This is a genomic window from Burkholderia sp. Cy-637 (assembly GCF_011753175.1).
Lineage (GTDB): Bacteria > Pseudomonadota > Gammaproteobacteria > Burkholderiales > Burkholderiaceae > Burkholderia > Burkholderia gladioli.
The window spans coordinates 40,246-63,030 of record NZ_VWWC01000004.1; the positions used below are offsets into that span (position 1 = coordinate 40,246).

The 22,785-nt window shown below is 67.4% G+C and carries 18 protein-coding genes; 10 read left to right on the forward strand and 8 right to left on the reverse strand.

The annotated features are described in order from the left end of the window. The first annotated feature begins 674 nt into the window (after nucleotides 1–674). The 6 genes from F3J10_RS02320 (at nucleotide 675) to F3J10_RS02345 (ending at nucleotide 7,297) form a co-directional block, all read left to right on the forward strand. The gene (locus F3J10_RS02320; protein ID WP_166912665.1) at nucleotides 675–2,381 is read left to right on the forward strand and encodes a M36 family metallopeptidase; all 1,707 of its coding nucleotides are present in this window, start codon (nucleotides 675–677) and stop codon (nucleotides 2,379–2,381) included. Nucleotides 2,382–2,460: 79 nt separating this feature from the next. Next, entirely contained in the window at nucleotides 2,461–3,717 is a 1,257-nt protein-coding gene (locus F3J10_RS02325; RefSeq protein ID WP_167240856.1) for a M20/M25/M40 family metallo-hydrolase, read from the forward strand. 141 nt (nucleotides 3,718–3,858) lie between these two features. Then, complete coding sequence (locus F3J10_RS02330; protein WP_025097835.1) at nucleotides 3,859–4,920, forward strand: hypothetical protein; 1,062 nt, start codon at nucleotides 3,859–3,861, stop codon at nucleotides 4,918–4,920. A gap of 288 nt (nucleotides 4,921–5,208) precedes the next feature. Then, nucleotides 5,209–5,592 (forward strand): nuclear transport factor 2 family protein, encoded by a 384-nt coding sequence (locus F3J10_RS02335; protein ID WP_167233064.1) that lies wholly within the window; start codon nucleotides 5,209–5,211, stop codon nucleotides 5,590–5,592. Between the two features lie 55 nt (nucleotides 5,593–5,647). Next, nucleotides 5,648–6,634, forward strand: a complete 987-nt coding sequence (locus F3J10_RS02340) for an alpha/beta hydrolase (RefSeq protein WP_167240858.1) — start codon at nucleotides 5,648–5,650, stop codon at nucleotides 6,632–6,634. 117 nt (nucleotides 6,635–6,751) lie between these two features. Beyond that, nucleotides 6,752–7,297, forward strand: a complete 546-nt coding sequence (locus F3J10_RS02345; RefSeq protein WP_167240860.1) for a hypothetical protein — start codon at nucleotides 6,752–6,754, stop codon at nucleotides 7,295–7,297. Nucleotides 7,298–7,351: 54 nt separating this feature from the next. Here the strand turns inward: F3J10_RS02345 and F3J10_RS02350 are convergent, their stop codons facing one another. Then, the gene (locus F3J10_RS02350) at nucleotides 7,352–8,305 is read right to left on the reverse strand and encodes an NAD-dependent epimerase/dehydratase family protein (RefSeq protein ID WP_036055483.1); all 954 of its coding nucleotides are present in this window, start codon (nucleotides 8,303–8,305) and stop codon (nucleotides 7,352–7,354) included. A 109-nt stretch (nucleotides 8,306–8,414) separates the two neighbouring features. Between F3J10_RS02350 and F3J10_RS02355 the strand changes: the two genes are divergently transcribed. Together F3J10_RS02355 and F3J10_RS02360 are read left to right on the forward strand one after the other, a co-directional pair. Then, a complete protein-coding gene (locus tag F3J10_RS02355; protein ID WP_167240862.1) occupies nucleotides 8,415–9,347 on the forward strand; it encodes a LysR family transcriptional regulator in 933 nt (310 codons plus the stop codon). 300 nt (nucleotides 9,348–9,647) lie between these two features. Continuing rightward, nucleotides 9,648–10,430, forward strand: coding sequence for a Crp/Fnr family transcriptional regulator (locus F3J10_RS02360; protein WP_167240864.1), 783 nt, complete (start codon nucleotides 9,648–9,650; stop codon nucleotides 10,428–10,430). On the opposite strand, the gene F3J10_RS02365 is transcribed toward F3J10_RS02360, so the two are convergent. The 4 genes from F3J10_RS02365 to F3J10_RS02380 form a co-directional block, all read right to left on the reverse strand. Next, nucleotides 10,416–11,093 carry an aspartate/glutamate racemase family protein gene (locus F3J10_RS02365; RefSeq protein WP_167240867.1) on the reverse strand — a complete coding sequence of 226 codons (678 nt, stop codon included), beginning with the start codon at nucleotides 11,091–11,093 and terminating at the stop codon, nucleotides 10,416–10,418. The two genes, F3J10_RS02360 and F3J10_RS02365, sit on opposite strands and share 15 nt — an antisense overlap. Before the next feature lie 45 nt (nucleotides 11,094–11,138). Next, nucleotides 11,139–12,641: a sugar ABC transporter ATP-binding protein gene (locus F3J10_RS02370; RefSeq protein WP_167240869.1), complete on the reverse strand. Its 1,503-nt coding sequence runs from the start codon at nucleotides 12,639–12,641 to the stop codon at nucleotides 11,139–11,141. Between the two features lie 94 nt (nucleotides 12,642–12,735). Beyond that, nucleotides 12,736–13,704 (reverse strand): sugar-binding protein, encoded by a 969-nt coding sequence (locus F3J10_RS02375; protein WP_172535059.1) that lies wholly within the window; start codon nucleotides 13,702–13,704, stop codon nucleotides 12,736–12,738. A gap of 48 nt (nucleotides 13,705–13,752) precedes the next feature. Then, nucleotides 13,753–14,751, reverse strand: a complete 999-nt coding sequence (locus F3J10_RS02380; RefSeq protein ID WP_013691262.1) for an ABC transporter permease — start codon at nucleotides 14,749–14,751, stop codon at nucleotides 13,753–13,755. Between the two features lie 277 nt (nucleotides 14,752–15,028). On the opposite strand from F3J10_RS02380, the gene F3J10_RS02385 reads away from it, so the two are divergent. Beyond that, the gene (locus tag F3J10_RS02385) at nucleotides 15,029–15,928 is read left to right on the forward strand and encodes an NAD(P)-dependent oxidoreductase (protein ID WP_025097825.1); all 900 of its coding nucleotides are present in this window, start codon (nucleotides 15,029–15,031) and stop codon (nucleotides 15,926–15,928) included. A 90-nt stretch (nucleotides 15,929–16,018) separates the two neighbouring features. Beyond that, nucleotides 16,019–16,927 (forward strand): 2OG-Fe(II) oxygenase, encoded by a 909-nt coding sequence (locus F3J10_RS02390; protein WP_025097824.1) that lies wholly within the window; start codon nucleotides 16,019–16,021, stop codon nucleotides 16,925–16,927. Nucleotides 16,928–17,028: 101 nt separating this feature from the next. Here F3J10_RS02390 and F3J10_RS02395 read toward each other — a convergent pair whose 3' ends face one another. The 3 genes from F3J10_RS02395 to F3J10_RS02405 all read right to left on the reverse strand — a co-directional run bounded on the left by F3J10_RS02395 (nucleotide 17,029) and on the right by F3J10_RS02405 (nucleotide 21,787). Beyond that, nucleotides 17,029–17,679 (reverse strand): hypothetical protein, encoded by a 651-nt coding sequence (locus F3J10_RS02395; RefSeq protein ID WP_013691259.1) that lies wholly within the window; start codon nucleotides 17,677–17,679, stop codon nucleotides 17,029–17,031. An 82-nt stretch (nucleotides 17,680–17,761) separates the two neighbouring features. After that, on the reverse strand, nucleotides 17,762–19,228 hold the full coding sequence (locus tag F3J10_RS02400; protein ID WP_166912656.1) for a cytochrome c peroxidase: 1,467 nt from the start codon (nucleotides 19,226–19,228) through the stop codon (nucleotides 17,762–17,764). Between the two features lie 201 nt (nucleotides 19,229–19,429). Then, entirely contained in the window at nucleotides 19,430–21,787 is a 2,358-nt protein-coding gene (locus tag F3J10_RS02405) for an alkaline phosphatase family protein (RefSeq protein WP_166912655.1), read from the reverse strand. Nucleotides 21,788–22,785: the final 998 nt, after the last annotated feature.

Consider the following 22,785-nt stretch of genomic DNA (forward strand, 5'->3'; position numbering starts at 1 on the left):
TTCGCGCGGGCCGCGACCGGAACCGGTTCGCCCGGCTATCGCGATGGAGGCCGCGTTTACCGGCGCCATTCAGCCTGCCGTCGATGATCGCGTTTATCTTTAATCGAATCGTGATCAATTGCCATAAATAAAAGAATCCGCATTGGCAGCGCAATCGACGCGAAATGGAATGGATTCGTTCCTGCCGCGCCATAAGCGACAAGGCGATGCGGCCGGTATTTCATGCCGCTTCAGCGGCATGCGGCGGTCATTTTGTTAATGGAAGGTTTCAACGAAAGAAGTATCGAAAATAATTCGCAATCTCCAAGAAAATATTCTGTAATATGTCCGACACTTCCGCGGGCTGCACGAGAATCCGGCCGACACAATCGGTACGCATCGCTGCCGCGGCACCATCGACGTTTCGATCCATCGAGGGGTATCAGATGACGATGCAAGCAAGCGGCCAATCCCCGGTTTCCTCCGTCCGCCCGCCGCCTTCCGGCACCTCGTAGCCAGCGCGCCCGCTTCGCGCGCCCGGCCCGCGCAAGATACTTAGTTTCACTAATCAAGGCATCGCAGTCTCGCACTGCGTGACGGCATCGTCGTGCCGCCGCGCGGCGCCTGGTCGTACCTGCCGTACCCGCGACCCGCCCGGGCGCGGTTCCAACCTAACCGTAGCAAGAGGTGAACACATGCAGACAGCACGCAAGGCATTGCCGCTCGCATTGAGCATCGCACTGGGTCTCGGCATGGTGCATGGCGTCGCGGCACAGTCGAAGCCCGGCAACCCGCAGGCCGAGAACCTGCGCGAGAGCCTGACGCGCGGCGTGGCCAAGCCCGCCGCCGGCGGCGAGGCCGCGCCGAGCAGCACCGGCGCGGTGTCGGTCACGCTCGCGAATCCGGCTTACCGCGTGAAGAAGACCGCCTCGACGCCCGAGGCGACCGCCCGCGATTTCCTGGCCACGCAGGCCGGGCAGCTCGGCCTGGACGCGACCGCGCTGGCCGGCCTCGAGCTGGTGTCGCAGCGCCAGGACCCGGATTTCACGGTGGTGCGGCTGCGGCAGGTGGCGGCGGGGCTGCCCGTCTACGGCAGCGAGATCGCCGTGACGATCGGCAAGGACGGCAGCGTGCTGTACGTCGCCAGCAATGCGATCGGCGGCGTGGCGCCCAAGGCGTCCAAGACGCAGGCGGTGGACCAGCAGCAGGCGCTCGATCGCGCGCGCAGCTATCTCGGCATCGGCGAGCTGCGCAACGCCGAGGCGCAACTGGTGGCGTTCCGCGACGCGGCCGGCACGCACACGGCCTGGAAGGTGCGCGGCCGGCCCGACGGCGGCCCGAAGGGCGATTGGGAACTGCTGATCGACGCGACCAGCGGCGAGGTGCTGCGCGCCGAGGACAAGGCTTTCTACGCCGTCGACGGCTCGGGTTACGTGTTCCGCCCCGATCCGCTGTCCTCCACCAAGAGCAGCTACGGCAGCACCGGCTACAAGGACAACAACAACGCCGATTCCACCCAGTTGACCGCCGCGCGCGTGCGCGTGACGCTGAAGGACCTGAAGCAATCGGGCGCGAGCTATTCGCTGTCGGGACCGTTCGCCTCCTGTGTCGACTTCGATGCGCCGCGCGACAACGCCTGCCCGGTGCAGTCCTCGCCGGCCTTCGAGTTCACGCGCGGCAACCTCTATTTCGAGGCCGTCAACGCCTATTACCACATCGATACCTTCCTGCGCTACGTGAACCAGACGCTGGGCATCAAGGCGCTGCCCTACCAGTACACGGGCGGCGTGCAGTTCGATCCGCATGGCGAATCGGGCGACGACAACTCGGCCTATTCGTCGGGCAGCGGCCAGCTGACCTTCGGCCAGGGCGGCGTGGACGACGCCGAGGACGCCGACGTGGTGATCCACGAACTGGGCCACGGCATCCACGACTGGATCACCAACGGCGGGCTGTCGCAATCGGAAGGCCTGTCGGAAGGCGTGGGCGACTACCTGGCGGCCGGCTACAGCCGCGACTTCAACCAGTGGAGCCCGTCCGACGCGCAGTACAACTGGGTCTACAACTGGGACGGCCACAACGAATTCTGGCCGGGCCGCGTGACCAACTACAACGTCGGCCGCACCTATGCGCAGATCCGCAGCTCCGAGATCCACACGGCCGGCCAGTACTGGGCCTCGTGCAATCTGGTGGCGCGCGACGCGATCGGCGGCCAGGCGATGGACAAGGCCTTCCTGAAGGGCCTGTCGATGACCAACGGCTCGACCAACCAGAAGGCGGCCGCGCAGGCCGTGATCACGGCGGCCTCGGCGCTCGGCTACAGCAGCACGCAGATCAACGCGATCGCGAACGCCTACAACAAGAGCTGCACCTACGCCGTGACGGTGCCGCAGAAATCCTGAGGATCGCCTGGCCGGCGCGTGCCGCGCGACCCGCGGCGCGCGCCGATTTCTCGACATCATGACCCTTGACGGGACGACCATGCCTCTACCGAAACCGAAACACCTGGCGCTCGCGCTGTGCGGCGCGCTGTTCGCGGCCGCGGCGCACGCGGCGCCGGTCTGGATCACGCTCGGCGATCCGGCCTTCCAGCAGCTCCGGCAGCTCGATGCCGGCGCGGCCTCGCTCTACAGCACCACGCTTTCCGCCGGCAAGACCGCCGACGGCGCCGCGCACGAGGAGACCGTGCATATCGCGCGCGTCGACGACGCCGTGCTCGGCGAGCTCGCCTACGCCGTGCATCACGGGCGCGGCCACGGGCCCGGCTTCATCGTGCACGATTCCTTCGACGCGGCGCGGCGCGCGTTGCAGCCGGCGCCGCAGGCCAAGCAGGCCGCCGCCGCCGACGACGCCGACTTCGCGCTCGCCAGCGCCCAGCCGATCGCGGTATGGGTCCAGCAACTGCAGGCCAGCAACATCGTCAGCACCATCACGGCGCTCTCGACCAACTTCACCAATCGCTACTACACCACCTCGCATGGCGTGGCCGCCTCGAACTGGCTGGCCCAGCAATGGAAGCAACTGGCCGGCTCGCGCGGGGACATCACGGTCGAGCAGTTCACGCACAGCAAGTGGGCGCAGAAGTCGGTGATCCTGACGATCCAGGGCAGCGACCCGTCGGCGGGCACGGTGGTGCTGGGCGGCCACCTCGATTCGACGGTCGGCCGGACCTCGGAGAACACGCGCGCGCCGGGCGCCGACGACGATGCTTCCGGCATCGCCAGCCTGACCGAGGCGCTGCGCGTGATGCTGGCCAACAACTACAAGCCGAAGCGCACCATCAAGTTCATCGGCTACTCGGCCGAGGAAGCCGGCCTGCTGGGCTCGAACGAGATCGCGAAGCAGTTCCGCGCGCAGAACGTCAACGTGGTGGGCGTGTTGCAGCTCGACATGACGAACTACAAGGGCGACGCCAAGGATATCTACCTGATCACCGACTACACGAACGCCGCGCAGAACAGCTATCTGCAGACGCTCGCGAAGACCTACCTGCCGGAGCTCTCGGTGGGAACCTCGGTGTGCGGCTATGCGTGCTCGGATCATGCCTCGTGGACCGCGCAGGGCTATCGCGCCTCGTTCCCGTTCGAGGCCGACCAGAACGACAGCCCGTATATCCATACCGTCAACGACACGCTGGCGAACTCGGACCGGCAGGCGAACCACGCGCTGAAGTTCGGCAAGCTGGCGCTGGCCTATGCGGTGGACCTGGGCGACGGCGCGGCGGTGGCGAAACGCTGAGGCAGGCGGCGGCGCGGCCTCCGGGCCGCTGCCTGCCGGCGGCATGGCGCGGGTAGACAAGTGTGTGACGTTTTCGTGACGCTTCGGATCGCGAAGCGTCTGCACAATCGACGCTGCCGCAGCGATCCCCAGGAGCCCTCCATGCCGAAATCCGTCCGGCGCCTTGCCGCCGCCAGCCTCGCCCTGTTCGCCTTCGCCGCCTCGGCGGGCGCCACCGACCTGGCGCACTGGCCGCCCGAGGCGGCGCGCAAGCTCGACGCGATGATCGCCGCCCACGCCAATCGCGGCGACTACGCGGTATTCGACGCCGACAACACCACCTACCGCTACGACCTGGAGGAATCGCTGCTCCCCTACCTGGAGCAGAACGGGCGGCTCACGCGCGAGACGCTCGATCCCTCGCTGAAGCTGATCCCCTTCAAGGACACGCCCGACTACCGCGAATCGCTGACCAGCTACTACTACCGGCTCTGCGAGATCGACGACCTGGTCTGCTATCCCTGGATCGCCCAGGCCTTCTCGGGGCTGTCGCTGGCCGAGCTGAAGACGCAGATCGACGCCATGCTGGCCACGCGCAAGCCGATCCCGATCCGCTACTGGAGCGGCGACAAGGTGGAGGAGGGCACGGTCGAGCCGCCGCGCTTCTTCACCGGCATGCAGGAGCTGTACAACAAGCTGCGCGAGAACGGCATCACCGTCTACGTGATGACGGCCGCGCACGAGGAACTCACGCGCATGGTGGTGGCGGATCCGAAATACGGCTACAACGTCAAGCCGCAGAACGTGATCGGCGTGACCACGCTGCTGCGCGATCCGCAAACGCAGGCGCTGACCACCTCGCGGATCCAGATCCGCAAGGGCGACTACGACGAGATGCGCAACCGCTCGCTGGTGATCACCCCCTACCTGATGAACCCGATGACCTGGTACGAGGGCAAGCTCGGCTCGATCGTCGGTTATATCGACCAATGGAAGAAGCCGGTGCTGGTGGCCGGCGATACGCCGATATCCGATGGCTACATGCTGCTCAATGCCACCGACGTCGAACATGGCGGCGTGCGCGTCTGGGTCGACAAGAAGGACAAGAACCTGAAGGAGATGCGGCGCTGGCGGACGGAAGCGGCGGCGCGGCAGAAGGCGCTCGGGCAGCGCGTGACGGCCGATCGCAACTGGATCGAGGTGAAGCCCGACGCGATCCAATAGGCCCGCGCGCCACGACAAGGCGCCTGCTCCCCATCCTTCCCGCTTCACCTGCAAGCGCCGGCATGCCGGCGCTTGTTCGCTTCATCACCTTCCCCATCGATATCACCGGCCTGCCCAGGCCGCGTCGCCACTTCGTTCGTTTCGATTTGGTAACCGTAAAAATATACTTTGACAGGTTACTAATGGCGATGCTACGTTACGCCCACGGTTGATCGACATGACCCGGGAAGAGCCCCGCATCGGGCTGGGCGCCCCTCGTTTCCTCACTTTCAGAAGGCAGACATCACCATGACTACCGCGGTCGAAATCGTCCAGAACTTCTACGCGGCGCTGGAGCGCGGCGACGCGCCTCAGGCGCTCGCGCTGATGGCCGACGACATCGAATGGACCACGATGTGGCATTACCAGGTGAAGGAGCGCGGGCCGCAGGCGGTGGCCGAGGGCTTGCTGGCGCCGTTGATGGCCGAGTGGTCGAGCTTCCGGATCGCGCCCACCGAATTCGTGAACGAGGGCGAGACGGTGGTGTCGATCGGGCGCTTTGTCGGCACGCATGGCGCGACCGGCAAGACCGCCGATGCGGGTTACGCGCATGTCTGGACGGTGCGGAGCGGCCGGATCGCGCGTTTCCGCCAGTACATCGACACCAAGGCCGTGGCTGACGCACGCATCTGATCCGATCGACACGATCGGGACCGCTGGATTGCAATCTATTTGCTTAGGAGTATGGATGAACAAGAATCGAACGCCGCTGAAGCTGCTGGCCCGGCTCGGCGCAATGCTGGCGGCCGGTGCATTGGCCGGCGTGCTCGGCACCTCCGCTGCCTCGGCCGAGCCCGCCACGACGCCCTCGGATGCCTCGACCACCACCTACCACCGCGCCGAGGTGGACGGCGTCGGCGTGTTCTATCGCGAGGCGGGGCCGAAGGATGCGCCGGTGGTCGTGATGCTGCACGGCTATCCGTCGTCGTCGAAGCAGTACGCATCGCTGATCCCGCTGCTGGCGACGCGCTACCACGTGATCGCGCCGGACTACCCCGGCTTCGGCGAAAGCGATGCACCGCCGCCGTCGCGCTATACCTATACATTCGATCACCTGGCCGAAACCACCAATGCCCTGCTCGAACAACTCAAGCTCGGCCGCTACACGCTGCTGATGCAGGACTATGGCGGCCCGGTGGGCTTTCGCATCGCCGAGGCGCATCCCGAGCGCGTGCGTGCCCTGGTGATCCAGAACGCGAATGCCTACCAGGAAGGGCTCGGCAAGAACTGGCAGGCGATCGCCGGCTACTGGGCCGATCGCGACGCGCATCCCGAGGTGCTCGACAACTTCACCTCCTTCGTGCTGACCCGCAACCGTCACATCATCGGCAGCCCGCATCCCGAGCGCTACGATCCGCAGGCCTGGCTCGACGAATACGCCTTCCTGTCGAAGCCGGGCGAGCGCGAGATCCAGGGCGAGCTGATCTACGACTACCGCAACAATGTCGCCGCCTACCCGCGCTGGCAGGCCTGGCTGCGCGAGCACCGGCCGCCTGCCCTGGTGATGTGGGGCCGCTACGATCCCTCGTTCCTGGTGCCGGGCGCGCTGGCCTATCGGCGCGACCTGCCCGATGCGCAGATCCATGTGCTCGACGCGGGCCATTTCGCGACCGACGAGCAGGTCGATCGGATCGCCCAGCTGACGCTGGCCTTCCTCGATACGCTCAAGGACTGAAGCCGGGACGCCCGGCGCTTTCGCCCTGCTCGATTTTCTCCTACAGTAACGGGGCCCCGGCGACCGCGCGCCGGGGGAGCCCGCAACATCGACAACAACGAAGAGAGAGCAGAGGCGATGAATACCAGCAAGCGTGGCGACCACCTGTTCGCCGCCGGATTGCTGAAGGCAATCCGGGACGTGGCGGACATGATGATCCGCTCGAAGATCGGCGATACCAGCGAGGGGCGCGTGCTGCATGCCAGCGTCGCCTCCCTGCAGCGCAGCCTGACGGGCGGCGCCTTCGATACCACCGTCAACCGGGGCCGGATCGTGACCGGCTCGGATCCACACTCGGTCGCCTTCGGCCGTGCCAGCCGCGATTTCACCCAGTCGATGAGCAGCCTGGTGTTCGTCCTCGAGCACCGGCGCGATCTGGGCTCGGAGAAGGACCAGGCCAAGCGCAACGAGCTGGTGATGCAGGCCGCCAGGCTGGTGACCGACGCCAAGCTGTACGCGGAACTGGCTGTGAAGCGGATGTTCGATGCCGCGATCGATCCCGAGGTGCTCAAGCAGATCACCCAGGGCGCCGGCGACAAGCCGCGCGATACCGAGATCGCGAACGCGCGTTCCGCGCTGCAGCAGGTACGCGGGGCGATCCTGGCCGGCATCGGCAAGATGTGAGCGCGCCGGCGGCCGGCGCCCGCGCCGGCCGTTCCAGGCACGCGCTTGCGGGCTTCAGGCCGCCACGCGCGCGGCCTGCGCCGCCAGCGAAAGCCGGATCCCCTCGGCATACGGCGTCTTGCGGATCGGCCCGATCAGCTTCTGCAGGGCCGTGTCGTCGAGGATCAACGGCTCCGTCATCAGGTAGTTCATCTCCACCAGCTCGCGCATCATCGGGCTGAACAGCCCCAGCACGCGCAGCATGGTCTTGTTCGCCACGCGCAGCTTCAGCTTGCGGCCGGTCTGCCGCTCGATCTCGTCGAGCAGGACGCGCTGGCTGGTGGTGCCCGCGCCGGCCAGGTGCCAGATCCGGCCATAGGCGGCGGGCGTGTCGAGCAGCCGTTCCACCACCGGCCCCACGTCGGGCACGAACACGAATTCGTGGTCGCGATCGAGCGGGCCCAGCAGCTCGGCGGTGCCGCCCTCGACGGCCGCGCGGATCGCGCCGTGCAGCATGCTGGCCGTCACGCCCGGGCCGTAGAAGTCCGGCAGGCGCAGCACGGTCGCCTCGATGCGGCCCTCGGCGTGCGCCTCCATCAGCAGGTCCTCCTGCGCCTTGCGCATCCTGCCCTTGAACGTGTGCGGCTCGCGTGGATGATCCTCGCGCACCGGGTTGGCCTGCGCCCGTCCATAGGGGTAGACGGTGCCGATCAGCACGATGCGCTTGACGCCGGCCGCCACCGCGCCGTCGATGGTCTTGCGCATCAGGGCGGGATGCAGTTCGAACTGCCAATAATTGACGCCGACCAGGTAGACCAGGGTGTCGATGCCCGCCGCGGCGGCCTCGATCGAGCCCGGCGCATCCGGATCCCAGGTGGCGATCTCGGCGAGCGGGTCGTCGCCGAAGCCGGCTTGCAGGGCTGCGGCGTTGCGGCCGACCACGCGATAGGGACGCTGCGAGGCGCGCAGCGCGGCGGCGATGCTTTGGCCGATGGCACCGGCGGCGCCGAACAGGGCGATTTTCGACATATCGAGGCTCCTTGTTGTCGGCGGCCCGGTGCCGCCTTCGATGCCTTGCAGTGTGGTCTTCCCGCGCCTGAATGAAAATTGGCTAATATCGTGGCTCATCCATACATAAATGCATATCATGAGCGACGCTGAAGCGGGCCGGGCGGCAAGCCGCGAGCCCAACTGGGAGTGGTACCGCAGCTTCCTGCAGGTGCTCGACACCGGCTCGCTGTCGGCGGCGGGGCGCGCGATGGGCCTCGCCCAGCCCACCGTCGGCCGCCATGTCGAGAGCCTGGAGGCCGCGCTGGGCCTCACGCTGTTCACGCGCTCGGTGGACGGCTACGCGCCCACCGACGCCGCGCGCGAGCTGCAGCCGCACGCGGCGGCCATCGCCGCCTCGGCGGCCGCGCTGCGGCGCGCCGCGAGCGGCCATGGCGACGGCGTGCGCGGCACGGTGCGGATCACTGCCAGCGAGGTGGTGAGCGTCGAGGTGCTGCCGCCGATGCTGGCCGCGCTGCGCGATGCGCATCCGGCGCTGCGCATCGAGCTGATGCTGTCGAACCGCGTCGACGACCTGCTGCACCGCGAGGCCGACATCGCCGTGCGCATGTTCCGGCCGGAGCAGGCCGCGCTGCTGGTGCGCCGCGCCGGCAGCATCGAGATCGGCCTGCATGCGCACCGGGCCTACCTCGCGCGGCATGGCACGCCGCGCACGATGGCCGAGCTGTCGCGCCACACGCTGATCGGCTTCGATCGCGAGACGGCCTTCGTGCGTTCCCTGAGCCACCGCATCGCGCCGCTCACGCGCGAGGATTTCGCGCTGCGCACCGACAGCGATCTCGCGCAACTGGCGGCGATCCGCGCCGGCTTCGGCATCGGCCTGTGCCAGGTGGCGCTGGGCGCGCGCGATCCCGAGCTGGTGCGCCTGCTGCCGCGCGCGATCTCGCTGACGCTGGACACCTGGGTGGCGATGCACGAGGACCTGCGGCGCAGCGCGCGCTGCATGGCGGTGTTCACGGCGCTGGCCGAGGGCCTGGGCCGATACGCGCGCGGCACGGCCTGAACCGGCGGCGCCGCATGGCGGCGATCCGGCGAGCCTGCCGGAATCCGCGGCCTGGCGCATGATGCGTCATGGCCCGGCAGCGTGGTCCGACACTTACAGGCTGTCAGTTCGCCGTCCGCGCCGCGCGGGACTGCGATGTCATGCGAAGCTGGCGCGCGGGCGGTTGTTCTTGCTACGCTAGCCCCGCTGGCCCGGCCGGTGCGAGGCGCGCCGATCCGCCCCCCCAACGCCTGCCGGGGCCGCGCCGGATTCGATGAGGACATGCGTCGGGAACACGACGCTCATGAAAGGAGACATGCGATGTGGTTCGTCGGAAAGAGCGAGCTTCTCTCGCTGATTGAAAAGAATTGCCTGGAAGACGTGATGCCCGCGTTCAGCGATCATCGGGCGCTGCGCAAGAACGCCGTGGTCTATCGTCCCGACGAACGCAGCGACTACGTCTACCTGCTCAAGGTCGGCCACCTGCGGCTCTACCGCATCACCGAGGACGGCCAGGAGATCACGCTGTCCTTCATCAAGGCCGGCATGATCTTCGGCGACGGCGACGTGCTCAACGAAGCCGGCTACTCGCACTACGCGCAGACGCTCACCGACTGCCGGATCTGCTACATCAACAAGGCGAATTTCCGCGACCTGCTCGATCGCTACCCGGTGATCAGCCGCTTCGTGCTGCGCAGCCACCACCAGCGCTGGCAGGAGGCGCAGCGCCTGATCGAGAACCTCTCGCTGCACGACGTGCGCAAGCGCCTGGTCAACATTCTGTCGATGTTCGCCGGCCAGATCGGCAGCCCCTTCGTCCACGAGGGCAGCGGCGGCGCGCTGCTGATCGACCTGCCGATCGCGCAGGACAAGCTGGCGGACTTCATCGGCACCTCGCGCGAGTCGGTCAACCGGCACCTGAGCGACCTGAAGGCCGAGGGCCTGGTCGACACGCACCAGCGCAAGATCGTGCTCACGCCGCTGTTCGTCTCGCGCCACCTGTCCGAGCTGGACCTGCCGGCCATGCCGCCGGTCGCGGCCGGCGCCGCACTGGCGAAGCCGGCCTATCGCGACGAGATCAAGCCCAGCTCAGCCAACGCTTGAGACGCGTTCGCGCCCGGCCAGCGCCTGCCTGAGCGCCGCCACGCCGCTCGCGGCGCTGGACAGCACCGGCACGCGCAGCGTGCCGAGCGAGGGCTGCAGCCGCGCCATCGACACCTGCGCGAGCACGATCACGTCCACCTGCTCGGCCAGTTCCAGGATGGTCTGCTTGAGGATCGCGTCGTGGCCCACGGTGTCGCCGGCCAGCAGCGCCTCGAAGGCGGCTTCCGCGACGCGCTCCACCACCCGCGCCTCGCGCGCGGCCTGCTGCGCCTTCTTGCGGATCAGGCGCACGGTCGGCTCGAGCGTGGTCCGCACGGTGGCCAGCACGCCGATGCGCGGCCCGATGCGGCTGGCTTCGTCGGCCATCGCCTCGTCGATCTTCGCGATCGGCGTGTCGATCATGCCGCGCAGCACGTCCACCGCCTCGCCCACCGAGGAGCAGGCGTTCAGGATGTAGTCCGCGCCCATGGCCTGCGCGTTCGCCATGTAGGTATAGAGGCGCGCGGTGACGGCCGGCGTCAGGTGGCCGGCGGCGCGCACGTCGTTGAGCAGGCTGTCGTCGACGATGTTGATCATGCGCGCGTCGGGAAGCTGCTGCCTGAACTGGTCCTTGAGCGGCTGCACCGTGACGGGGCCGGTATGGATGACGACGATGGTGGTCATGTTGTCTGCGATTCCCTTGAATGATCGATATGCCGGGTGCGTGGCTCAGGCCGTGGCGGCCGCCATCACCCGTTCCTGGCTGGCCTCGTCGCGCGCGAAATCGCCGGTCACGCGGCCTTCGCGCACCACCAGGATCCGGTCGCTGATGGCCAGCACTTCCTGCAGGTCCGAGGAGATCGCGATGATCGCCACCCCCTGTTCCGCGAGGCGCGCCAGCAGCGCGTGCACCTCGGCCTTGGCGCCGATGTCGATGCCGCGCGTGGGCTCGTCGACGATCAACAGGCGCGGCCGGCGCGCCAGCCATTTCGCCAGCACCACCTTCTGCTGGTTGCCGCCGCTCAGGTTGACCACCTTCTGCTCGATCGACGGCGTCTTCACGCCGAGCTCGCGCACGAACTCGCGGCAGCGCCGCGCTTCCTCGGCATGCCTGACGAACTGCCAGGGCGAATAGGATTCGAGATGCGTGAGGCTGAAGTTCTCGCGGATGCTCATGCCGGCCACCAGGCCCTGGCCCTTGCGATCCTCGGTGGCGAAGCCGATGCCGTGCGCGATCGCGTCGTGCGGGCCGCGGATCGCGACGGGCCTGCCCGCCACGCGAACCTCGCCCGAGGCGGGGCGCATGCCGAAGATCATTTCCATGATCTCGGTGCGCCCGGCGCCCACCAGCCCGGCGATGCCGAGGATCTCGCCGCGATGCACGCGAAACGACACGTCGCGCACCCAGCCGGGCGCGCCCTTGCGCGAGCGCATCGACAGGCCTTCGACCTCGAGCACCACCTCGCGCGTCGCGTGGGAGGCCGATTTCGAGTAGAGCTCGTCCAGCTCGCGATCCACCATCTTGCGCACCAGCCAGGCCCGGTCCACCGCGGCCATCGGCGCGTCGGCCACGGTGCTGCCGTCGCGCAGCACGGTGACGCGATCGGCCAGCTCGAACAGTTCCTCGAGCCGGTGCGAGATATAGACGATGCCGATCTCCCGCGCGCGCAGCCTGGCGATCAGCTCGAGCAGCAGGCGCGTCTCGTGATGGCTCAGCGAGGCGGTGGGCTCGTCCATGATCAGGATGCGGGGCTGGCAGGACACGGCCTTGGCGATCTCCACCATCTGCTTCTGGCCCACGCTGAGCTCGCCCACCAGCCGGCGCGGGTCGATCGTCATGCCGATGCCGGCCAGCAGTTCGCGCGCCTCGCGGTTCATGCGCGCGCGATCGACGAAGCCGAGGCGGTTGAGCGGTTCGCGGGCGAGGAAGATGTTCTCGGCGATGCTCAGGTTGTCGACCACCGACAGCTCCTGGTAGATGATGCCGATGCCCAGCGCGCGCGCATGATGGCTGTCGGCCAGCACCACCGGGCGGCCCTCGACGGCGATCGTGCCGCCAGCGTCGGGCTGCAGCACGCCGGTCAGGATCTTCATCAGGGTGCTCTTGCCGGCGCCGTTCTCCCCGGCCAGCGCCAGCACCTCGCCGCGCGAGACGTGCAGGCTCACCTGGTCGAGCGCGCGCACGCCGGGGAAGGTCTTCGAGATCCGGCTGACTTCGAGGTAGGGTGTCATCGGCTGCCTCGCGCCCGGCGCTCGCGGCGGGCACGGGCTGCCGCCCGCGCCGCGTGCCTCGTGTTTGCCGGCTGCCCGTGAGCTCGCATCGGGTTCATTTGCTGTAGCTGCCGAGGTTGTCCCTGGTCACCACCGTCACGCCCGTGTCGATGTCCTTGGCGCCGGCCTCGGTGCCTTGTATCTGCGCATACAGGTGCTCGACCGCGAGACGGCCCATGGTCACCGGCCGCTGCACGATGATCCCCTGGATCAGGCCATCCTTCACGCCCTTGACGGTATCGGGCAGGTCGTCGAAGGCCAGTACCTCGAGCTTGCCCTTCTGCGCGCCGAACTCGCGCGTGGCCAGCACCTTGGCGACGGCCGGGCCGCCCACCTGGCTGACGCCGAAGATGCCCTTCAGTTGCGGATGGGCGCGCAGCGTGGTCTCGACCACCGAGACGCCGCGTGCGAGATCGTCGTCGGTGCCCTGCGTCTCGACGATCCTGATGCCGGGATACTTGGCCAGCTCCTGCTTGATGCCGGCGATGCGCTCGTTGAGGTTCACGGCGCCGAGCTGGCCGGTGATGATCGCCACCTCGCCGCTGCTGCCGATCGCACGCGCCATGGTGGCCGCCATGGTCGCGCCGGCCGCGACGTTGCTGGTGCCGATGTACATCGAGCGCCCGCTGTTGGGCGAATCCGAATCGTAGGTCAGCACCTTGATGCCGTTGCGCTGCGCCTGCCGGATCACGCTCTCCACCGACTTCGGCTCGTTCACCGAGATCGCGATGCCGTCGACGTGCCGCGCCATCAGGTCCTCGATGATGCGCACCTGGGTCGAGCCCTGGGTGTTCTGCGGCACCACCCACTGGTACTGCACGCCGAGCTTGTCGGCCGCGCCCTTGGCGCCGGTGTTGCAGTCGTCGAAGAAGGGCACGGCGACCTTCGGGATCACGGCGATCGAGATGGATTTCGCATCCTTGGCCGCGGCCGCCTGCGCGGCCAGGCCGCCCAGCGCGGAAGCCGCGAGGAGGATGCCCAGGCCCTTGGCCAGGGTGGTGCGAAGCAGACCGGATTTGCTCATGGTGTGTCGAGAAGGAGGGAAGGGACGTTCAGGGATGCGCGACCGAATTCATCGCGCCTTGCGGCGCAGCCGCCAGATATCGATGCTGACCGCGATCAGGATCACGCAGCCGGTGATGGTTTGTTGTGCGTAGGTATCGATGTTGAGCAGCACCACGCCGTTGGCGATGATGCCGGCCAGCGCGGCGCCGATCACCGCGCCTTCCACGCTGCCGATGCCGCCCGACAGGCTGGCGCCGCCGATCGCGGCGGCCGCGATCACGTCGAGCTCGGCGCCGAAGCCGGCGGCCGGCTCGGCCGACACGAAGCGCGAGAAGCTGATCACGCCGGCCAGCGCCGCGATGGTGCCCGACAGCAGGTAGACCAGGAACTTGACGCGCCGCGTGCGCACGCCGCTCAGGTGGGCGGCCGTCTCGTTGCCGCCGGTGGCGTAGACGTGCCGGCCGAAGCGGGTCCGGCGCATGATCACGGCGAAGCAGGCGGCCAGCGCGGCCATCACGATCACCGGGAACGGGATGAAGCCGAGGTAGCCCTGGCCGAGGAAGGTGAAGCCGTCGGGCACGTCCGGCGTGACCGGCACGCCCTTGGTGATGATGTACATCAGGCCGCGGCCGATGCTGAGCGTGCCGAGCGTGGCGATGAAGGGCGGCAGCTCGATGCGCGTCACCAGCAGGCCGTTCACGGCGCCGGCCAGCATGCCCGTCACCAGCCCCGCCGCCACCGCCGCGAGGCTGCCCAGGCCGTGCTGGAAGGCCAGCGCGGTGACCAGCGAGGACAGCCCCATCACCGAGCCGACCGACAGGTCGATGCCGCCCGTCACGATCACCAGCATCATGCCGATCGCCATGATGGCCGTGAGCGAGAAGGAGCGGAACACGCCCATCAGGTTGTTGGTGGTGAGGAAGTACGGCGAGAACAGGCTGATCAGCACGCCGACCGCGATCAGCACCGCGAGGATGTTGAATTCGCGTACCCCGAGGCAGGCGCGCAGCAGGGCCGGCAGGCGCGCTTCGCGATGGGTGTCGAGGTGGCTGGGAATGGCTTTCAACGCGGGTCTCCTGGATCGTGCACGGCTGTCGTTCGTCGATGCGGCAAGCATACGAGCAGGTCCGAACGGGAAACTGTGACGCCCGTCATACAAGCGGATCGGGGTTGTCCCGGAGGCGAGGGGCGCCAGGCGCGGGCCGGGCCGCGCGCGATCCCGACAAGCCGGGCCGGGCTATGACGGACGTCACAGATTTGCGGCGGCTTCCCTCGCTAAGCTCTGCGAAGCGGCGAACGCGTGGGCGCTCGCCATGTGACCCCGATCTGAAGGAGAGCAGCAGATGACGAAGCGCGTGATAGTGACCGGCGGCAGCGGCCTGGCCGGGAAATGGGTGGTCGAGAACCTGGTCGAGCACGGCCATGAGGTGATGAACCTGGATCGCGTGCCGATGCCCAAGCGCACCGCGCGCACGCTGATCACCGACATCACCGATGCCGGCCAGGTGTTCAACGCGCTGGCCTCGAGCACGGCGCCGGTGGAGTTCGCCGATGACCTGGAGCCGAAGCCGATCGACGCGATCGTCCACTTCGCCGCGATCCCCCGCATCATGGTGACCCCCGACAACGAGGTGTACCGCATCAACGTGATGGGCACCTACAACATCCTCGACGCGGCCGCGAAGCTGGGGATCCGCAAGGTGATCCTGGCCTCCAGCGAGACCACCTACGGCGTGGTGTTCGCCCATCGCCACCGCGATCCGGCCTATTTCCCGCTGGACGAGGACTACCCCGTCGATCCGATGGACAGCTACGCGACCTCGAAGGTGGTCAACGAGGTGACCGCCAAGGCCTTCCAGGCACGCACCGGCGCCGACATCTACTGCTTTCGGATCGGCAACGTGCTCGACCCCGAGGACTACGCGAAATTCCCGGGCTGGCTGAAGGACCCGGCCCTGCGCAAGCGCATCGCCTGGAGCTATATCGACGGGCGCGACCTGGCCGAGGCCTGCCGGCTCGCGATCGAGACCGACGGGCTCGGCTTCGAGATCATGAACGTGGCGGCCGACGACGTGTCCTCGGACCTGCCGAGCCGCGTGCTGCTGGAGCGCTATTACCCGGGCGTGCCGGTCAACAAGCCGATCGGCGAGTTCCAGACGCTGCTGAGCAACGACAAGCTCAAGCGCCTGCTGGGCTGGCGCCAGCAGCATCAATGGCGCGAGGAAGTGAAGCGCTTCGCCTGAGCGGCCCGGGCCGTGCCGCCGTCATCGTCGTGACAACAAGCTGTCGTAATCTCGACACTTTTTACGGGCGAGCCCTCGCCCCTTCCGACGATGTCGATCACGGTTGATTTTCCCGCGCCGGTGCGCGACTGGATCCTGCAGAACCTGACGCGCGGTGTCGACGCGCAGGCGCTCGTCAAGGAGCTGGTCGGGCACCAGAGCGCGCCCGAGGTGGCGGCGGCGATGGTCGAGGCGGTCACCGCCGCGCTGATGTACGGCACGCCGCTGCCCGCGGACAAGCTGGAGGTGGGCGGCGCGCGGGCCGGCTACGAGCCCGCCGCGCTGCGGGTGCCGGCCGGGCCGCTGATCCGGCTCGGCCAGCACGAGACACGCGTGCTGCTGCGCCTGCAACGGCCCGCCGCGGTGCTGCTCGACGGTTTCCTCAGCGCCGGCGAATGCAGGCAGTTGATCGAGCTGGCGCGCCCGCGCCTGAACCGCTCGACGGTGGTCGATCCGGTCACCGGCCGCAACATCGTGGCCGGCCATCGCAGCAGCGACGGCATGTTCTTCCGCCTCGGCGAAACCCCGCTGATCTCGCGCATCGAGCAGCGCATCGCCGCGCTGACCGGCTTCCCGGTCGAGAACGGCGAGGGCCTGCAGATGCTGCATTACGAGGCCGGCGCCGAATCGACGCCGCACGTCGACTACCTCGTGCCGGGCAACCCGGCCAATGCCGAATCGATCGCGCGCAGCGGGCAGCGCGTCGGCACCCTGCTGATGTACCTGAACGATGTCGAGAGCGGCGGCGAGACGCTGTTTCCGCAGGTCGGCTGCTCGGTGGTGCCGCGGCGCGGCCAGGCCTTCTATTTCGAGTACGGCAACGGCAGCGGGCGTTCCGACCCGGCCTCGCTGCATGCGAGTGCGCCGATCGGCTCGGGCGACAAGTGGGTGGCCACCAAGTGGATCCGCACTCAGCGCTTCGTGCCGCGCATCGACGCGGCCGAGCCGGGCATGAAGTAAGGCGGCGCCTGCACCGCCAGCTCGCGCGGCCGGCTCGGGCCGCGTGGGCAGGAGCGGGAGGCGGGCGCGCCGGCCCGCCTTCATGCCTCGCCGGGCCGGCTTCAGCGCTGGAAGATCTCGTCGGCGACCCAGCCCTTCGGCGTGAGATGCATGCCTTCACGCAACTGCTGCGTGCCCTGGCCCTCGATCACGCGCTGCACCATCGGGTAGACGCGCAGGAAATCCGGGTTCTTCGCGAACGGCGCCGGATCGATCCTGTAGGTGTAGAGCACCGAGGTCATGGTCTCGCCGTTGCGCTGCACCGGCTTCTCCCAACCCACCACCTTGTCGAGCGTGAGCGTGGCCACGCAGAAATCGGCCGGGTGCGTGACGCGCGTCATCGCGGTCGCGGTCACTTCCGGAATGTGCAGGTAGTACTTCTGGCCTTCGGCCGTCAACTGGTACTGGCGTGCATGCGCGACCAGCTTCTTGCCCTGGTCGTGGCCGTCCACCAGCATGTCCTTGCCCGTCACGATGCCGAGCTTCTCGAGCACCGGCAACTGCAGCGAATCGGCGCTGTGGCCGGCCTTGTCCTCGTCGGTCACGTAGATCGGCCAGTCGTACTTGCCCAGGCAGAGGTGGCCGCGCTTGGCGAGGAAGTCGTTGACGGCGGCCGTGAAGTTCTCGCGGCTGGCGTCCTGGGGGCTGGGGCTGGCGTGGACGGCGGTGGACAGCATCACGGCGAGCAGGGCGGCGGAAAGACGTTGGATCATGAGTGGCAAGCGGTTCGGAAAGTCGGGAAAAACGGCCCGGCCCGCCGCGCATCGAGCGGGCGGGCCGGGCGACAGGAGGTGCTCAGTTCACGCAGTCGCCGGAGCTCGGCGCGGTGGCCGGCGCCTGGTAGCCGTCGCTGAGCGTCTTCATGAAGCAGACCAGGTCGGCGATGTCCTTCTGCGAGAGCTGCGGCGCCGAGTGGAAGCTACGCGCCTGGGCGCCGTCGGCGGCGGTGGTGCCGCCCGCGTCGGTCTGGCCCTGGCCCATCGGCAGCTCCTCGTCGATGTTGCCGCGATAGTCGGCCGGCAGGTCGTTGAAGCGGTTGACGGTGGCGCCGGCGAGGTAGGTCGGCTGCAGCGCGAAGCTCGGGTTGCTGGTGGGCGCGCCGGTGCCGCCGGTGGCCGGGTACCAGTACTCGGGGTTGGTATCGCGCGTGTTGTAGAAGTTCACCACCTGCACCAGCGAGTGGAACACGCCGTTGTGGAAGAACGCGTTGCGGGTGGCCACGTTGCGCAGCGTCGGCACCTTGAAGCGGCCGCAATACGGGTCCGGCACGTTCACGCCGGTGAACGAATCGGGGCCGGCGCCGCTCGATGCCGTGCCGGGCACGTGCAGCGTCGCGTAGGGGCCGCACAGGCCCATGTCGAAGAAGCTCGCGTCCGCGTCGGCCGGGATCGGGTTCGGGTTGCCGGGGATCGAGGTGTCGTTGCGCGGCGCGCCGATCGCCTGGTAGGTGAAGTCCGTCATCAGGCCGGTCGAGCCGTTGAAGTTCGCGCCCACGTAGTGGCAGGCCGCGCAGCCGGCGCCCTTGCTGGTGTCGTTGAACAGTTGCAGGCCGTGCGTCTCGGCGGCGGTCAGCGTGCCGCCGATCTTGTTGCCGATGTAGAGGTCGAACTTGCTCGAGTAGGGCGCGAAGGATTCGTCCTCGTTCTGGTACTGCTGCAGCGCGTCGCCGATCGCGTTGAAGGCGCTGGTGGTGTTGCCGAACACCGCGTTGCCGTAGACCTGCTGGAACAGCGCGGCATAGGCGCCGTTCTGCACGGCCTTCACCACCGCGTCCGGCGAGCTGTTGTTCATCTCGATCGGGTTCAGCAGGGGCAGGGCCGGCTGGGTCGCCAGCGAGGTGGCGCGGCCGTCCCACATGAAGCCGCCGCCGGGCGCGTTCTGCGTGACGCCGTCGGGGTTGTCGGCGTTGTCGTTGTAGGGCGGCGTCATCGACTTGTAGCGCAGCGAGGGCACCGCGCGCACGCCGGCCTGCGACGGATCGGAGCCGAGCTGCACCGACAGGCTGTTCGGCGGCCCGTAGGCATAGGCCGGGTCGTGGCAGCTCGCGCAGGCCATGTTCTTGTTGCCCGACAGGGTCTTGTCGAAGAAGATCTTCTCGCCGAGCTGCGCCTTGGGGCTCAGCGTCGAGGCCGCGGTGCTGCTGCCGCCGGCCGGCGCGGAGGCGCCCGACGAGCCGGAGGCGCCGCCGCCGGACGAGTCGTCGCCGCAGGCAGCCAGCAGCGCGGTAAGTACACAGATCAATGCAAGAGATAGCGTGCGCATGGCGGTTATCTTCTTCTGGTCAGGCATTCGGTTTGTCGTTCGGCGCGGCCGGTCGCGCGAGGCGCGGTGCCGGGTGGCCGGACAGGGTCATCAACGAAATCGCCGGGCGTGCCCAAGGGCCTGCCCGGCTTCACTACGCAAGCGTTCGGAGCGGGGAGGGGCCGGCCCGTCCGGGCTGGCGCCTCCCCGCGGACGCGGGACTTACTGGATCGCCCAGATGTTGGTCTGGGTCTTGTCCGGACCCGGCTGGCGATTCGCTTCCTGCGTGTTGATGATGTCGGCAGGATTGAGCTTCTGCGTGTAGCCGGCAGGCGTGATGTACGCATGGTTCATCGGACGGACCGAGTCGAAGTGCGTATCGGCGCTGCTTGCCAGTTCCGGCAGGTTCAGGATGTTCTGCGAGATGAAGCTCTCCGTGTACTTCGCGCGGGCGAGGTAGGTGAACTCCTGGCCCGGTGCCGGGTCGGCGAGCTGGAACATGTCCTGCATCGTGCGGACCAGCGAGAAGTGGCTGTACGCGTCGCTATCCTGGATACCCTGCGGACCATGGTTGGTGATCACGCCGAAGATCGAGTTGCCGTGGCCGTGGTTGCCGTGGTTGTAGACCGTGGTCACCGTCGGCGTGTACGTGCCGTTGGCGAACGTGAGCGGCTCGGCCTTGCTGGTCTGCGACGGGTTCCAGCCGCAGCACGAGGTCGAGCTGCCTTCGCCTTCGTCGAACATCACGACGATCGCCACGTGGCGCTTCGGGTTGTTCCAGATCGGCGATGCCTGGATCTTGCTCACCACCTGCTGGACGTACGAGTCGCCGCGCTTGACCAGGTTGTCGTTCTTGCAGGTCGGATCGTTGCCCGTGCCGTGCATGTCGTCACACTGGTCCGGCACCACGAAGTTGATCGCGCCCACGTCGCCGTTCGCCAGGTCGGTGCTGAACTGGTCGAAGTTGTAGTTCTGCGGGACCGGGTACACCGAGGTGCTCTTGATCGCGTCGGCGTACTGCGTGCCGAAGATCGTGCGGTTGCTGGCGAAGAAGTCCGGCAGCGAACGCGCGGTCTGGTAGGCCATGCCCGGGTGGTGCTTGGTCTTGTACAGCGCGCTCGGCATCGCGATCGCCGGGCTGGTGATGCCGGCCGTCGTGGTGCCTGCCGCGCCGTTGTAGCCGGCCACCACCGCCGCGTCGGCGATGCTGTCGGTACGCACGTCCTGGCCCGGGTTCATCGACTCGCTGTAGGTACGCCAGTTCAGGCCCGAGTTCGTCAGCAGGGTGAACAGGTTCGGCGCGGTGATGTTATGCGCGGCGTTCGAGCCGGTCGGGCAGTTGCCGAAGCCGGACAGGTCGCCGTTGGCGTTGGCCGGAACGGCCGACGTCGAGACCAGCGGCTGGCCGTCCGATGCCGTGCCGCCCTTGAACGCGGCGTCCGTCAGCGACGAGGCATCGACGTTGCAGCCCCACCAGTTGTCGTCGGTGATGCCCCAGTCGTCCGCGCCGCCCAGTGCCGTGTAGTTCGGCTCCGACGGGTTGCCGGTCGAGTAGTAGGTGGTCGCCTGGTTCCACTTGCCGGTGGTGAAGTCGAGGTTGCCGGCGATGTACGGCGCGTCGCCCGAGCCTTCGATACCGATCGTGCCGCCCGTGGTGGTCCCGATCGAGCGGTTCTCGAGCATCAGGATGAACACCGCGTCGTAGCGCGGGATGCCTTCCACGTTGAAGGCGGCTTGCTGGGCCTGCGCGAAGGTGATCGGCGCCTGCGTCTGGGTCGGCGTCACCATCGTGTTGCTGCTGATGCCCTGCAGCTTCGCCAGCGAGGGATCGCCGCCGGTGACCGCGAGGTTGTCCGGGTACAGGTCGCCGCGATCGAGCTTGGTGGTCGCGTAGGTGTAGCGGTTGCTCAGCGCGTTGTCCTCGTAGAGGATCGCGGCCTGCTCGGCGCCCGAGAGCTTGCCGGCATCGGCGAGCACGTCGCCGGCCGGGACCGTGACGGACGAGGCCGCGTTGGCCACGCCGGCGCCGCTCAGGCGCGTGGCGAGATTGGCCTTCTCGGTGGCGTAGCTGCTGTTGTTCGCTTCGACCAGGCGCTGCACTTCGCTCGACATCGGGCTGATCACGATGTTCGCGCCCTGGTCGGCGACCTGGGCGGCGGAGGCGCGCAGCACCAGGTGGCTGGCCACGGCGCTGCCGGCGGCCGTGTTGGTGGCCTTGGTGCTGATGTCGGCGAGCAGTTGGCCGGTGGCGTTCGAGGCCACCTTCAGCGTGAACTGGCCCTTGGCGTCGGTGGTGGCGACCGGGTCGCTGCCATCGCACTTGCCGTTGCCGTTGACGTCGAGGCACACCGTCGCGCCGGCGTAGTAGCCGGCCTTGATGACCGGGTCGCCGTTGGTGCCGCCCGGCACGAGGGCCGAGGCGGCCACGGTGCCGGTGAGCGTCTTGGTCGAGGTGGTGGTGCCGCCGTTGCCGTTCGATGCGGAGGACGAATCATCGTCGCCGCCGCAGGCAACCAGCATGCTGGCTGCCGCGATCGAGGTCAGCAGGAGGGGAATGCGTAGCTTTGAACTAACCGACATTTTGGGGTCCCTGTGGGTTGATGAGTTCTTCTTGCGTTCTCACGAAAGCCGATCCGTGAACTTTTTGTCGGGGCGAATTATTGGAGCGGGCTATTTACGTTTTCGTGACAGGGATCGCCGGGGAATTCTGACTATTCGGTCATTTTTTAATAAAAAAGAAATAAAACGATCATGTGGATCGTAAGGTTTGAAATGATGTGAAGATGCGACTTATTACGAAGTGCTTTCCATTGTGGCGATGAGGCTTCCGGTATCGAGGAAGGCGGCTGCGGGGACCGTGGTGGGCGCGGGAAACGCATCGGTGATGCTGAATTTTCAGGGTTTTTGTCGGATTGCCGGGGACCGTCGCGCGCGACGATCGCTTCGACGGGCGCCGGGCAGGGCGATCGAGCGCGGCGTGAAGTATGAGGAAAGATGTCGAAATGGAAAGCTGTTGTTAATGATTGACGTGCGATTATTGAAAGTTTTTTGGGCCAGGGCGCGAATCAAATCGAGCCTGTAATTTTTCGCGAGAAAAGCAAAGAATCAGATTACGGACGATTACGTTCGGGGCTGGCGCCTGCCGGTTGCGGCACGGATCACGCCGATCGCGGTAGCGGCGGGGCGATGGACGAGGCGAGGCTGCCGGGTCGTCCTCGTCCTGCCCGCGCGGATTTTTCCCACCCGCCCGCCGTCTCGTTCGCGAGCGCTTGCCGATCGATCGGTGTCGATCGTGCCGGCCCGGCATCCCGCGATCCTCGATATCGAGCGCTGCCAAGCGGCCCGCATGCTTGGTCAGCAGTTCGAAGTATTGAACGCCGGCCGGCGTCGATGCTCGCCGCGCGGCAATCGCGGATCGCCACTTGCGCCATCAAAGCGATTCTTTGCATAATGCCGGAAAACATTTTAATGATATCGGGCTTGAAACCAATTCCAGCGCTTGTCTTTCTCTGTGATCGCAGCTTTCAAAATTGAAACAAGCGGCTTATTCATTGATTAAATCGGATTCGAGGCCGATT